Raw genomic sequence first — 14257 nt, 5'->3', positions numbered from 1 at the left:
AACAGCAGATGCTCGCACTCGGACGCACCCGGGCCCGCCGCCCCCGACTGCTGCTGACGAACTCAGTCTCGGCCTCGCCCTGGTCATCGTCGAGGAACTTCTGCCCGTCGTCCGGCGCTTCGCCGACGTATCCGGCCGCGACGGCGGTGGTCAACGGGCGCGCAGTCGGCGTCACCTGCGGTGCGCAGTCGTGCGGGCGCCGAGGGGGCGGCTCGGGCCGATGAGTTCCGGGGCCCGCTGCGGTCTACCTCTGCACGAGCGAAAGCTGCACACGAGTTCTGTGAGGGACCATGACCAACCACGCCCTACCACCCGTCGTCGACGCCGCGTCTTGGGAGCGCCAACTCGAGGCGCTGCGTGCCCGGGAGAAGGCCGCGACGCGGGAGCTTGACGCCATCGCCGCCGAGCGTCGTCGCCTGCCGATGGTCGAGATGCCCGACTACACCCTGGAGGGCGAGGACGGCCCCGTTCGGCTGGCGGACGTCTTCGACGGCAAGAGGCAACTGATCGTCTACAACCACATGTGGTTCTCCGGCAAGGAATGGCAGTGCTCGGGCTGCACGGGGTTCACTTCGCAGTACACCCGCCTGGAGTTCCTGGACAACTACGATGCGCGATTCGTCATCGTCACCCAGGGCCCGATCAAGGAAGCACTCGCCTACCGGCAGCGGGTCGGCAACCAGATGACGTGGTACTCGACTGCCAACAGCTCCTTCGGGGCCGACGTCGGTGCACCGCCCGACGCAGGATTCGCGGTCAACGTGTTCCTGCGCGACGGCGACACCGTCTATCGCACCTGGCACACCAACGGCCGGGGCACCGAACAGCTCAGTCACACCTTCCCGCTGATCGACCTCCTGCCCTACGGACGGCAGGAGGAGTGGCAGGACTCGCCCGAGGGCTGGCCTCAGTCACCCACGTACAGCCGGTGGGCGACGTCTCAGGACATCGCCGCGCTCTACGGCCCGGGCTCCGGCGGCTGAACGACCTGAATCACGGCCGGTGAGCGGGTGAACTCGGTGATGCTGCCAGTGCGCGACGGGTTCACCATCGCTCGGCGTCCCCGTACTGCCGGACGAGTTGCATACGCGCTGCTCGGCCGGGCCTCCTCGGGCCTCGTCACGTGGCACGCACACTCCCGGCGGGTGCCGCGGCACCCGCCACCCCGTGATCGACACGGCACTGGACGACAGTTCGTGAACAGCTCAACAGCGCATATTTCAAGTGGCATGGCCCTCCGGACACTTGAAGCTGGCTCATCCGTGTGCTTCGCAGCCTCTCCCGCACGCCTCCGAACGACAGGTCGACGTGGTCCGTGTCCGAGACGGTGACGAGTTCGACGCTGTCCGGGGCCGTCTCCTGGGCGTCCTCGGAGTAGCAGCGGGAGTGCGCGTCGGCGCCGGCCAACAGGAGAGCACGCCGTGGGCGAGCATGTCGATGTTCGACATCAGCATCCGTCCGCGTCGAAGGACACCTCGTGAAGCCCCACGCGCGTATGTGCCGACTGTTCAGCCATGCGGTCTCCACCTCGATGCCGGGGCAAGCCCCGGATCGGGTCGATCCGTCAGCCCCCTCCTCACTGTCGTGCCGGGCATCCTGCTGGGACGGGACGAAGCCTGGGTTGCGCCGTGCGGATGACCCCGCATGCGGATGTCTAGCGACGACCTTTCAGTGGAGGAAGATCGAGACGTACCCATCGCTGGAGGAGACATGGTCCCTCGCCTCACGAGCTGGACCCCAGGTGTTGTTCTCACCGTGATTACGGCCCCTGCGTCGTTCGCCTGTTCGGGCAGCGGTAGCCCGTCCTATGCGATCGGTGAGGCAACCTCCGCCACCCAGCCGGTGGGATCGGAGGCCACAGCCGCCGTCTCCTCTCAGACGACGGAGGCGATCACGTCGACGGGACGCAGGAGGCATGTGTCGGCCGGTAAGACGGGCGAGTTCGGAAGGGTGCTGAGGTTTTGAGTGACGACCCCGCTGTGCAGCCCGTTCTCGCCCGGTCCCTCCTGCGGGAGGTACGCGCCGATCCCCAGCATCTCCCCGAGATCCTGGCCCTGTTCGCGGTCCGCCGACTCGGCCCCGTGGCCCGCCGGACCATGGCCGGCCTGCCCGACGCCGAACCCGCTGCCCTGCAGGCCCGGGTCGTGGCCCGGGGCACTCGCGCCACCGTGGCCGAGGGCTCCTTCGTCGGCGGACCCTTCCTCCTCCTCGTTCCCGTCGCGTTCTGCGCCGCCCTCCTCCGCCAGGCCCGCACGATCCTGGAACTCGCCGCCCTGGACGGACGGGACCCGACGACGCGCGGGCGTGCGGCCGAACTCCTGGTCCTCCAGGGGGTCTACGACGATGTCGAGCGGGCAGATGCGGCTCTGGACGCCCGTTGCGGGGAGCGGGCAGGCCTGAGCAAGTCGGCCGAGGACCCGGCGGATGCGGACCCCGTCGCTGGAGGTCGCCTGCGTAGGCCTGTCGCCCTGTGGAACCTGATCCTCCGCATGGCACGACTGCTCGGCCTGATCACCCCTGCCCAGACCACCGGGCGTCGCCCTCGGCTGGTCCAGGCCGCGCGTTGGCTGCTGCTCGGCGTGGTCTTCGTGGTCGGGCTGGTCGCACCGCTGGTCTGGCTGCCGTACATGGCGATGTCGTATGAGCGGGCCACCGCTGGTCTCATGGACCGCGCCGTCCGTTTCTACTTCGCCGAACCCTCCCCCACCGGTCGCCGGCGGCGTCACCTTTCTCCAGGGGCCCTGGCCGGCGCCGTACGCGCCGTGCTCTCGCTGCTGGTCCCCGTCGTGCTGTTCTTGGGCGTGCTCGCCGGCGACCTGCGCCTGGCCGGCAGCAACTGGCCAGTCCTGGGAATCGTGCTGACAGCGTCCTCGCTGGCGGTGGGAGGGATGTGGCTGTGGCGGCGGAAGAGGCGATTCACAAGCGGATGACGACCAGGGCGATGTCGTCGGTGTTGCCCTCGGCCGGCAGAAGGTCGGCGAGGAGGGCGTCGGCCAGTGCCTCGGGATCAGTGAGGCGGTGGCGGGTGAGGGAGTCCGCGAGGCGAGTCAGGCCGGTATCGATGTCCTCGGCGCGGCGTTCGACCAGACCGTCGGTGTACAGGACGAGGGTGGCGCCGCCGGTGAGGAGTGTGGTGGCCTGGGGGCGCGGGACGTGTTCGGGACGGGCTCCGAGCGGCGGGTCGGTGGCCTGGTCGAGGAAGGTCACGGTGCCGTCGGGATGGAGCAGGGCGGGTGGCGGGTGGCCCGCACTGCTGTAGGTGATGGTGCTGTTGTCCCAGTCGAGGAATACCTTCACCGCTGTGGTGGACTCAGCGCCGTCGACGGAGCGCGCGTACAACCCAAGGACTTCCAATGCCCGCGCCGGACCGTCGGCTGCGCGGGCTGCCGCGCTCAGTGCGCTGCGCAGCTGGCCCATGACGCAGGCGGCCTTGAGGCCGTGGCCCACGACGTCGCCGACCGCGATGGCCAGGCGGTGGCCCGGAAGGTCGACCAAGTCGTACCAGTCGCCGCACACGTTCAGAGCACCGATGGCGGGCCGGTAGCGCACCGCCGCCGTCCGATACTGCCCGAGGGGGACGGGGGCGGGCATCATCGCTTCCTGCAGAGCCAGGGCGACTTCGCGTTCACGGGAGTGGGCCCTGCGGAGCCGTTCATTGACTTCCTGCAGTTCACGGGAACGGGTGTAGAGCTCGGCTTCCAGTACGCGGGCCTGGCGGTCACCGCTTCCTGCGCCGCCGCGGGCCCGGATCAGTTCGGTGACCTCCTCCACCCTGTGCACGATGAGTACCACGCGCCCGTCGGGGCCGAGGACGGGCGCGTTGACGGGACTCCAGAAATGCTCCTCCCAGTGGCCGGGGCGCTGCGGATCCTCGATGTCGTACCGGATGACCGCCATGGTGTCGCGTTCGCCGGTGGCCACCGCGCGCAGCATCGAGGTCCGGGTCTCCCGCATGCCGGCGGCGGCCGGATCGTTCGGGTTCTCGGGGAAGACGTCGAAGATGTACCGGCCCAGCAATTGCTCGCGGGTGCGCCCGGCCAGCCGCTGGAAGTCCTCGTTGACATCGGCGTACACGAGGTCGGGCGTCAGCAACGCCACCATGCCGGGCAGGGAATGGAAGACCTCCGCGTAGTCGATCTGCGGTTCCCTCATGTGCTGCCTGCCTCGACACCGACGGTGGATGGTGATCTCCCACGTTGACTTCCTCCCCCGCCTCAACACGGGGGGGTTCCAGCGGTCGCCCGCTGGGCTTCCTGCTTCACCGACGACCGCCCCGTCCGGGAGGACTCCCGTTGACGTCTTACACCGTCTCCACAGGCAGACGCCGCCAGCCCGGCGGCCAGGATGTTACGCGCCGCATTCACATCATGGTCATGCACCACGCCGCAGTGCTCGCATGTCCAGGTGAGCCTGTCGGCCGTCCCCGTTGCGTGCCCTGTGCTGCGGTGCCCGGAGGGGATGTCCGGGCAGCGTTGGACCGGTCCGCCCACGCGGGTGGACCGGTTGGCGGTGTCACGGGCGATGGACGGGCGTGAGGTTGAGGGTGAAGTCGGCGGTGCCGAGTTCGAGGCGGTGCTGGGGCAGGACGCCGGCATGCCGAAGTCCTCCGGACCGGCTCGGGTGATCCGCGCGACCGTACTATCGAAGGCCTGTTGCGGGAAGAAGCTCCCGCCACGGCACTCGCGAGGGGCGCGCCGGCCCGGCTGTTCGGGCTCTATCGCGGCCCGCTGCCGTATGAACGATACGACGTCGGGGTCGTCGCCCTGTACGGATGTACGGGAGTCCCGCTGCTCCGCCATCGGGCCATCCTCGTGGCCCTACTACGACGCCGCATCCGTGACGGAGTGCCACCGGCACACGGTGGCATGTCCCTGCTTCACGGGCATCTTGCTGGGGCCGCATGAGCTTGTACGCGGACACCGTTAATGCGACCACAGTAGGCGTCAGCAGGGCTGCTGTCCCCCCGGCATGGGGTGCGCCGCCGTTTGTTCGGACTGTTCCCGCCAGTGGGCGAGGAGTTGTCGCGTTGCGAGGGTGTGGGGGTGCTTGTCTCCCAGAACTCGCGTCTTGTGTGCGAGCAGATCGGCAAGAGCGTCTGCGGCGGTAGCCGGATCCCCCGCCCGTCCCTGCCACTGGGCGAGGTTGCCTCTGGTGACGAGGGTGTCGGGGTGGTCCTGCCCCAGGATCCGTGTCTGGTCACGGAGCAGGTCGGCGAGTGCATCTGCGGCGCCAGCCGGGTCCCCCGCCGCGCCGCGCCAGTAAGCCATGTAGCCCCGGGTGGTGAGAGTGTCCGGGTGCTCCTCGCCCAGAATCCGTAACTGGTCGGGGAGCAGGTCGGCGAGAGTGCCCGCGGCTCCAGCCGGATCTCCGGCCCGGCCTCGCCACCTGGCGAGGTTGTGTCGGGTGGTGAGAGTGTCCGGGTGGTCCTGGCCCAGGACTCGTATCTGGTCGAGGAGCAAGTCGGCGAGAGCGTCTGCCGCACCAGCAGCGTCCCCCGCTTCACCACGACAGCGGGCGAGATCGTGTCGGGTGGTGAGGGTGTAGGGATGATCATGTCCTAGCACCCGCGTTTGGTCAGGCAGCAGTTCTTCGAAAGCGAGCCGTGCCCCCGCCGGATCCCCGGCCTCACCCCGCCACCAGGCCAGGTTGTGCCGATTGGCAAGCGTGTCAGGGTGGTTCGAGCCAAATACCCGTATCCGATCAGGCAGCAGATTCGCGAACGCGTCGGCAGCCGCAGCTACATCGCCCGCTCTGCCCTGCCACGTGGCCAGGTCGTGCCGGGCCGTGAGGACGTAAGGATGATCCGACGGCATCAACCGTGTCAGGCGCTCGAGAACCTCCGCAAACACAGCCATCGCGCCTGCTGCGTCCCCGGCCTTCCCTCGCCACGACGCCAACCGGGCACGAGCGTCGAGGGTGTCGAGGTGGTCTTCACCGAAACGCTGACCGAGGGCGCGGAGGATGCACTGGTAGTGCTCGATGGCGGCGGCCACCTGACCGGTGCCGCCGAGGCTGTTGCCCATGCGGAAGAGCACCACGTGCGCGTCCGGGTGGTACAGGGCATCCTCGGCGCAACTTGTCAGCGCTGTCGTGTTGGCGCGTAGGGCCTGGGCGAGGTCGGTGTCGCGTTCGACCTCGGGCCATACAGCGAGGAGTGCGTCGGCTGCGGTACGTGCGGCCTGGTCTCGCTGGTGGGAGATCAGGGTGTCGCGAGTGGCACGTTGGATGAGCTGGTGGACGCGGATCTCCTGGTGCGGGGAGGCGGGAGTGTGGTCGATGAGGCTGAGCTTGTGCAGCGCCCGCAGGGCGTGAACGGCGTCCTGTGGTGTGAGCGGGGCCGGTTGTCCCGGCTGCTTCTCACCTGCGTGCACACGGCGTGCTGCGAAGTGGGCCAGGGCGGGTCGGCTGGTCATGACGTCCTGAGGGATGCCGTTGGCGTCAAGGAGCGAGGCCAGTTGAAGAATGGAGCGGGCTACGCCCGCCGGGCGCAGGATGTCGGCGTGCTCGACGGACAGAGACCAAGCGGCTGCCAGGGGCAGGGCCTGCTCGTCGGGCAGGGCTTCCGGGGCGGTGTCGGCGAGGGAGGTGGTGCGGTCGGCGAGCCGTTCTCGGTAGGCAGCCACGGTGTCGTTGGTGTCGAGGAGGTAGGCGGCGGCCTGGGCGAGCGCCAGGGGCAGATACCCGAGGTCGTCGGCCAGCGCGCTGAGTTGGTCGGCAGAGTCGTCACGGTTGTGGCCGGTCAGGGCCGCCGTGAGATAACTGAGGGCCTCGGCCGGGGTGAACAGGCCGACCTCGACGGTGTGGCGGCCGTCGGCGGTGAGGGCGGCGTCGCGGCGGCGGGTGGTGACCAGAGTGCGGCCGTGGGGACTGTGAGGCGGCCAAAGCCCTTTGAGGTCGTTGGGATCAGTGACGTCGTCCAGGACTATCAGCCAGCGGCACGGCTTCGCTCCGGCCTTGGGGGTGAGCCAGGCCAAGAAGGAGCGCGCCGCTTGTTCGGCGTCGCCCGGATCGGCCCGGCACAACTCGACGCCGGCCTGGGCATAGCCCGTAATGATCGGTGAGCGGGTGCTGGCGGTGATCCACACCAGGACGTCGAGGCCACCGGTTGCGCTGGTGTCTTCCCATGCGGCGCGGGCGTAATCCGCGGCGAGCTGGGTCTTTCCCACCCCGCCCATCCCGGTCAGCAACTGGGTCAGCACCGTGGTACCGCCGTCCTCGACCTGGGTGCGCAGACGGTGTGACTCGGCGCGGTACTGGAAGGACCGCGCGGCAGAGGGGATGACGCCCACTTGATGCGGCCAGGGGGCCGGGTTCTGGGGCAGCCGCTGGTGCACCGTCAGTTCGTGCACGTACCCGGAAATGGCCGTTCCGCCGTGGGTGGCAGTCGCGTGTCCCGTCCCTGACACGTGGACGGGGCCCTGGGGGGCGTGGCTGCCGCTGCCTGGGGCCGGGCCCTGGAAGCCAGTCACGGCCGTCTCCTCACCAGAGGCCACGGCCTGGCCGGTGTCTGTCACCGTCACGGACGGTTCGGGGCCCCGATCCCGCGCTGGTCGTGATGTCGCCTTCGCCATGGACGCGTAACCCTAGGTCGTGTAGTCGATACCCGAATTGGCGTTCCCGCCACTGGCCTTGCCCGTCCGGTCGGCACTCGCCGAGCCACGGCCCCGGCCACCTGGCCGCCTGATACCGGAGTTGCCTCCGCGCATGGCCTCCCCGGTCCGGATGGCTTTGTCCCTCGGACCGGCCGGGGACGGCTGCTGACAAAGGGCCCAGACCAGGGCCACAACGCCAACGGCAGCCTGGATGGAAGCCCCCGTGAGTTCTCCCGCACCAGGACTGTTCAGCAACCAGATCAGCGGCGTCGAAGCAACCCCCACCGCCGCCAGAACAATGACCGTGATCTTCGACCACTGCGTCATATCAGCTACTCCCTGCATTCGTCTCTGTCGAGCACCTGGGCCAAGAAGGTCAACTGGGATTCGCGACTGGTCACTTGGAGTAGGTCCGCTTCCAGCGTGCTCGGTGGCGGGCTTCTCCCTGTCCGTGTCCGTTGAGCTCGGCCAGGGACAGCAACAGTGTCCCGTTGTTCCATAGCCCGAAGAAGTCACGGTGCAGAGTGATGATGTGGTGCTTGACCGCGAATGCCTCGGCCTGGGGGCTGAAGCGGGTGGTGGCGACGAAGACGGCCACGTCCGCAGTGAAATGCACCTTGGCTCCCAGCAGATCGCGCACTTCACGGCTGGCGATCGTCCGGTGGGGCGCGTACCGCTTGCACTGGATCACCATGGTTCGGCCATCTGGCAGCCGGCCGAGAACGTCAGCCCCATTGTCCCCGGCGCCGCCCACTCGGCGTACCTGTGTGCAGCCGTCACGACGGCACAACTCGGCGACCACTTCCTCGAACTCGGTGCCTGACATCACGTCGATCGCGGCCAGCGTCCGCCGGCCCGCCGCGATCTCCTCCTGTCGCCGCCAGGCGGCGTCCTCACTTCGCAGCAGACGGTCGGTACGCCTGAGGCGCCACACCATCCAGCCGCTTACCGCACAAACAAGCAGGACGCCGAGGTACAGCAACAACATCGGCCGCAGCAGACCCAGCAGGACCACCGCGGCGAGTACGCCCACTGCTGCTTTGCGCTGAGCGGCGCGTCGTCTGCGCACTGCCCAGCCCTTACGTTTGGCCGCCATTTCAGCCCCTGTTGCACCGGCCGAGACGAATTCCCCCTTTGCGCAGTGTGGGCGTGCTGGGCGGACCCGCCAGGGCACAGTCAGGCCATTGGCTTGAACTCCCGCCCTTCAGGTCGCCGACGTCTGGCCACTCCCCTCACCGAGGTGCGTTCGCCCGCCTACAGGCCGAGTTCAGCCGGGGCTGCTTGTCTCAGCGAGCCGACGACTGTCCAGTCGCCCGAAGCCATCGCATCCCGGGATCTCACAGAAACGTGCGCAACAACCTCCCGTGACACGCCTGTTCTCCGGTTCCGTCGGCGGCGGCATGGCAGTCCTGGCCCACCGTGCAGGCCGCCCCTTCGAACCCACCTTCATGTTCCACGCGACCGGCCACGTCCTCGGACTCGACCACTCCAGGTCGCAGGCAGTGGGGGCTACGGCGACCGCCTCGGCTGTTCGACCAGAGCCGGCTGTACGAAGGGGACGTCACCACCCCCGACGGCTCGATCACCTCCGGCGACAACCTCACCCTGACCCCGCTGTACCAGCCGGGCACCGCCCCCGAACCCCGGATGACGTCGATGGTCACACCCGCCGGAAACTACTACGTCGACTACCGCGAACAGACCGGCTGGGACGCCGGGCTCCCGGGTACTGATCCACCAGTACGACAGCGTTCCGGTGATCCTCGGCGGAGGGCGGAAGCCACTCGGCGCACTGACGATGGGCGAGGTGCAGATCTCCGCCGGTCCGGTCCCCTGGGCCTTCAAGCGGCCGGGGGATGCGGGTGCGATGTCGCAAAGGCGGCGCGGGTCGAAGGAAGCGAGCACGGCCCGCCTGCGATTGCGCAAGGCTGCCGTGCTCGCTCCATGCAGGCGCTCAGAGAGGCCGGTTGCTCGTCAGCTCCAGGGAGACGCGGTGAGCCAGCTGGTGTCCTGGGCCCATGACGTCGTGGAGTCCCAGGCGTTGGTGCCGCCGTTGCCGGCGATGTAGGCCGTGTAGTTGTAGTGGCGGATGTACTTCGTCGGGAAGTTCAACGACTGGAACGACGTGCCGACCCCGCTGTTGCCCGTGGTGGGGCAGAAGGTGGCGTCCTTCGCGAACGCGGCGCCGCCGTCGTCGAAGTTCAGGTTGAGCTGGTAGTTGAAGTGGCGCAGGAACTGGCCCGGCTTGTCGGCGGACTCGAAGGACAGGCAGGACGTGTTGGCGAGGCCGTTGCGGACGATCCAGGTGGCGTCGGCCTTGTCGGTGGCCGAGCTGGCGGAGGTGATGTTGGAGATGACGGCCTTGGTGTCGGCGTCGTTGTGGCGCAGGTAGTGCGAGGTGCAGCAGGGCGAGGTGGTGGCCTGCAGGGAGATCCGGGAGCCGGGGGTCAGCGAGCCGGAGCTGGTCGATCCGCTGTTGTAGCCGGCGGCGGTGATGTTGGCCTGGACGGCGTTCTCGGTGGCGTCGGAGGGGTAGCCCTGGATCATGACGCCTTCGTAGAAGGTGCCTTGGGCCCACTTGCTGTTGTCACCGCCGATGCCGAGGATGATCGCGCCTTCCTTGTGCATCGGGTTGTAGCCGGAGACCGTGGGGCGGATGCCGTTGTAGAAGGTGGACAGGCCGCCCGACTGGGCGTCGCCGCCGCGCAGCGCCCACTGGTTGGGGCCGCCCTTGAGCATGGCGGTCAGGAATCGGTTGTCGACGCTGGGGTCATTGGCGTTGAAGCCGCGGTTGACCCCCGAGAACAGGCCGTTCTCCAGGTCGGCCATGACCCAGGGGCCGTTGCCGCTGCCCCAGCCCCATGCCTTGCTGTTGCCGAAGTACAGGGCCTCCATGTGGCCGTTGCCGGTGTCCAGGTTGTTGGTCTCGGCGTTGCCATAGTCGAAGCAGCAGCCGCCGTTGAAGTGCTTGCCGTTGAAGATCGCGTACATGCCCTCGGGCTGGTCGCCGGTGGCGATGCCGTTGGTGTTGTTGTTGCGGTAGCCGGTGCCGGGGGCCACGTAGACGCCGTACGCCTTGTGCCCGCCGACGGTGACCGGGGCCTCGACGGCGTTGGCCAGGTTGTCCGGCCCGCCGGCGGCTCCTCCCCCTGGTGCCTGGGTGAGGTTGTTGTGCTTGGGCGACTGGTCATAGATAACGGTGATGACGCAGCTGGTGTTCGCGCAGAAGGAGTCCTGCTGCGCGGCGTCGGCATAACCGCCGGCGCTCAGCAGGCCGATGTCCTTGGTCGCGTTGTCGGAGGCGCGTTTGACCTGGTACAGCGGGCCGTTGTAACCGCCGTACAGGGCGCGGGTGGTGCTGTGTGCCGCGACGCAGGGGGTGTTGCCCGCGGCGTAGATGTCGCACGGCCCCTGGGTGGCGGCCTGCGAGGGGACGGCTGTGGCGGTGAGCAGACCTGCGGCGAGCGCGGCGGTGGCACCGGCCGCCAGCAGCGCGCGTCTGATGCCGCGTATCCACGGTGACTTGATCATGCAGAGCCCCTTCAGGAGGGTGGGGTGTGATGCGTCGACGCCCCCTCGGTGTCCGGTGGTGCGGACGGCGGGAGTTGCCTCGACGCTGCCGGGCCCGGTGCCGGAGTCGGCTCTCATCGGCACCGGGCCCGGTGCTGGTTGCTCGTCCGCTCCAGGGGAGGCGGCGAGTCAGTCGGTGTCCTCGGCCCACGACATCGGGTGGTCCCAGGATCATGTCCGGCAGCGGATCTGCCGGTGCGCGGACATCAGCCGGGCTCACTCACAGACCCGGGCGCCGCCGGCGTACTCCGGGGAAGGCTGCCGCTCGCCGCCTGGCCGACCATCCCGGTGTCGGCAGCGCGTCCCACGTCCCTGTCGACGTGGCGTCAGCTCGTCACACGGAAGGTGGCGTCGCCGCGTCCCGTCGCGGTGGTGATCGGGTCGAGGCGCAGCTCGTAGGCGTAGTGGCGGATGTAGCGGTCGGGGTAGTTGTACGACTGGAACGACGACCAGCCTGCGTCGGCGAGGCCGGCGACCTTGCGGAAGGTGGCGTCCGCGGCGAACTGGGTGGTGCCGTCGTTGTGGGCGAGCTGGAAGTCGAAGTTGAAGTGGCGCAGGAAGTAGCCGGGGTGGTTGACCGACTCGAAGGAGACGGTGCCGGTGCCCGCCAGGCCGGGGCGCAGCCGGAACTGGGCGTCCTCGGCGGGGCTCACGTCGGGATCGATGCGCACGTCGAAGTTGGTGTGGCGCACGTACCTGTCCTGGAAGTTGTACGACTGGAGCCGCTGGGCGGGGGTGTTGGGCCAGCGGGCGAGGACACGGCTCTCCTCGGCGGCGGTCAGGTTCATGATCCAGCCGTGGCGCTTCTTCGTGCCGCCCATGTTGTAGGTTCCCGAGGCCTGCTTCTGGTAGGAGGCGGGGTTGGACGGGTCGGTCGTCAGGACCGGCATGTAGCCGCCGCCGGAGGCGTACTGGTCGAGGTAGAGGGCCCACTTGTTGGTGCCGTTGAACTTCATCCACATCGGGCCCTCGACCATCGACCCGGTCAGGCCGATGCCGGAGAGGTCGCCGAGCCGGGTCCAGGTTCCGAGGATGGAGTTGCTGCCCTCGAGGGTGATCTGGCCGTCGCCGGAGGCCCGCACGTAGCGGTAGTTGCCCACTCCGGCCGGCATCTCGATGATCTGGGTGTCGATGATCTCCTGCGTGCCGGGGCGCTCGATGTAGGTCTGCGGGGTGGTGACGGTGCGGAAGTCGCTGGTGTGGGCGTAGTAGATGCGGTGCTTCGTCTTGCCGTCGAGGGGCACGTTGGTCGCCCAGTACAGGACGTAGTCGTTGGTTTCGGGGTTCCAGATCGCCTCGGGTGCCCAGGCGTTGCGTCCGTCGGGGATGGCGCCGGCGACGTTGAGCAGCCGAGGCTGCGACCAGGTGACCAGGTCCGTGGACTCCCACACCACCAGGTTGCGGCTGCCGTTGTTGATGGCGGCGTTCCAGTCCTGCCCGCAACCGATGCACAGGTCGGTAGCGATGATCCAGTACTTGCTGCCGTCGGGGGATCTCACGAACGCGGGGTCGCGCACTCCCTTCGTGCCGACCGTGGAGCGCAGGACCATCCCTCCGCCGTTGAGGTCGTTCCAGTGCAGGCCGTCCGTGCTGTGCGAGAGGTACATCTGCTGGTTGGTCGCCCCCTCACCGGTGAAGTGCACCATCAGGTAACCCGGATCGGCTGCGTCGGCCTGTTGGGGTGCGGTCAGGGCCTGGCCGGCGAAGAGGAGGCATGCGGCGAGCAATATCACCGTCAGCCGGGCGCGGAGCGCGGACATGTGAATCTCCTGTCTTCGTGCGGGTGACACGGTCGGGAAGAGCTGGGTGGCGGGGGAGCTCGTCTCGGTGGGGGTGGACAGGACGGTCACCGCAGGATCCGGAAGGGAGCGGATCCGGGCGGCCATGTAGTGCGACATATCGAACGGTGTTCGTAAAATCGGGCAGACATTAGGTGGGGGGATCGGGAGGCGTCAATACATCCGACAAGCCATGGACATTTCGTGGCAGGCGTCGACCAACTCGTCGGATGCTTCTTTGGCCAAAGCGTTGACGAGGGCGAGCGCAGGGCTTACGTTCTGCCCGACTTCACGAACAGCGTTCGAAATACCGGAAGTTGAAAGGACGGTTTCTCTGCGCCGCCCTCGGTCCTCGGCTTGATCGGCGGCTCGGCCGCCGTCACCGTCACCGGTGTCTCGGCCGGTACCGCCCACGCCGCCGTGCCCGCGTCACCAGGCGTGACGTACACGAACACCATCGCCGAGCAGCGTGCCGACCTGCACATCTTCAAGCACACCGACGGCTACTACTACTTCACCGCCACGGTGCCGGCGTACGACCGCATCGTGCTCCGCCGGGCCACCACGATCCAGGGGCTGTCCTCGGCCACCGAGACGACCATCTAGACCAAGCACGCCAGCGGTGCGATGGGCGCACACATCTGGGCCCCGGAGATCCACTTCATCGACGGCAAGTGGTACGTCTCTACTTCGCCGCCGGTGATGCCAACGACATCTGGCACATCCGGCCCTACGTCCTGGAGTGCACCGCCGCGAACCCGATCACCGGGAGCTGGGCAGAGAAGGGGCGTATCGCGCTGCCGCTGGACACCTTCTCGCTGGACGCGACGACCTTCGCCGTGAACGGCACCCGCTACCTCGCCTGGGCGCAGAACGACGACCGTCGGCCGCGGCACCAACATCTCCATCGTGCAGATGTCGAGCCTGTGGACCATCACCGGCACCCCGGTCATGATCAGCAGGCCGACCGCCGCGTGAGATGCCGCCGGAGGCGAGACGGTCAACGAGCGCCCGGCCGTGATCCAGCGGGGCGGCGGCAAGGTCTTCCTGACCTTCTCGGCCAGTGCCACCGACGCCAACTACTGCATGGGCATGCTGACCGCGTCCGCCTCGGCCGACCTGCTCAGTGCCTCGTCGTGGGCCAAGAGCGCCGGTCCGGTCTTCGCCAGCAACGCCGCCACCAGCCAGTACGGCCCCGGGCACAACCAGTTCACGGTCTGCGAGGACGGCAGGTCTGACATCCGGCCTGGCACAGCGGCTCCTCCGAACCGCACACCCGAGTCACGAGATCTCCGGTTTCCTACGAGGTGTGCCGGG

At 68.4% G+C, this 14257-nt stretch carries 8 protein-coding genes and 1 pseudogene; 3 read left to right on the top strand and 6 right to left on the bottom strand.

Going from position 1 to position 14257, the window contains the following annotated elements:
• Window positions 1-290 precede the first annotated feature (290 nt).
• Both IQ210_RS32010 and IQ210_RS32005 read left to right on the top strand, forming a co-directional pair.
• The gene (locus tag IQ210_RS32010; protein WP_194082650.1) at window positions 291-983 is read left to right on the top strand and encodes a DUF899 domain-containing protein; all 693 of its coding nucleotides are present in this window, start codon (window positions 291-293) and stop codon (window positions 981-983) included.
• 978 nt (window positions 984-1961) lie between these two features.
• Window positions 1962-2930 carry a hypothetical protein gene (locus IQ210_RS32005; protein ID WP_194082649.1) on the top strand — a complete coding sequence of 323 codons (969 nt, stop codon included), beginning with the start codon at window positions 1962-1964 and terminating at the stop codon, window positions 2928-2930.
• On the opposite strand, the gene IQ210_RS32000 is transcribed toward IQ210_RS32005, so the two are convergent.
• From IQ210_RS32000 to IQ210_RS31975, 6 genes are all read right to left on the bottom strand, one after another.
• Complete coding sequence (locus IQ210_RS32000) at window positions 2917-4152, bottom strand: PP2C family protein-serine/threonine phosphatase (RefSeq protein ID WP_194082648.1); 1236 nt, start codon at window positions 4150-4152, stop codon at window positions 2917-2919. The genes IQ210_RS32005 and IQ210_RS32000 overlap by 14 nt on opposite strands.
• A 62-nt stretch (window positions 4153-4214) precedes the next feature.
• On the bottom strand, window positions 4215-4595 hold the full coding sequence (locus tag IQ210_RS48640; protein WP_256785343.1) for a transposase: 381 nt from the start codon (window positions 4593-4595) through the stop codon (window positions 4215-4217).
• Between the two features lie 348 nt (window positions 4596-4943).
• Complete coding sequence (fxsT, locus tag IQ210_RS31990; protein WP_256785313.1) at window positions 4944-7469, bottom strand: FxSxx-COOH system tetratricopeptide repeat protein; 2526 nt, start codon at window positions 7467-7469, stop codon at window positions 4944-4946.
• Window positions 7470-7989: 520 nt separating this feature from the next.
• Window positions 7990-8688, bottom strand: coding sequence for a restriction endonuclease (locus IQ210_RS31985; protein WP_194082646.1), 699 nt, complete (start codon window positions 8686-8688; stop codon window positions 7990-7992).
• An 878-nt stretch (window positions 8689-9566) separates the two neighbouring features.
• Window positions 9567-11123, bottom strand: coding sequence for an alpha-L-arabinofuranosidase B (locus IQ210_RS31980; protein WP_194082645.1), 1557 nt, complete (start codon window positions 11121-11123; stop codon window positions 9567-9569).
• A gap of 365 nt (window positions 11124-11488) precedes the next feature.
• Complete coding sequence (locus tag IQ210_RS31975) at window positions 11489-12922, bottom strand: glycoside hydrolase family 43 protein (RefSeq protein ID WP_194082644.1); 1434 nt, start codon at window positions 12920-12922, stop codon at window positions 11489-11491.
• Window positions 12923-13297: 375 nt separating this feature from the next.
• On the opposite strand from IQ210_RS31975, the pseudogene IQ210_RS31970 reads away from it, so the two are divergent.
• A pseudogene (locus tag IQ210_RS31970) lies at window positions 13298-14182 on the top strand (family 43 glycosylhydrolase); the annotation flags it as partial.
• Window positions 14183-14257 lie beyond the last annotated feature (75 nt).

The sequence above is a fragment of the Streptomyces justiciae genome (assembly GCF_015163075.1).
Classification (GTDB): domain Bacteria; phylum Actinomycetota; class Actinomycetes; order Streptomycetales; family Streptomycetaceae; genus Streptomyces; species Streptomyces justiciae.
This window is presented reverse-complemented; position numbering and strand designations above follow the sequence as displayed.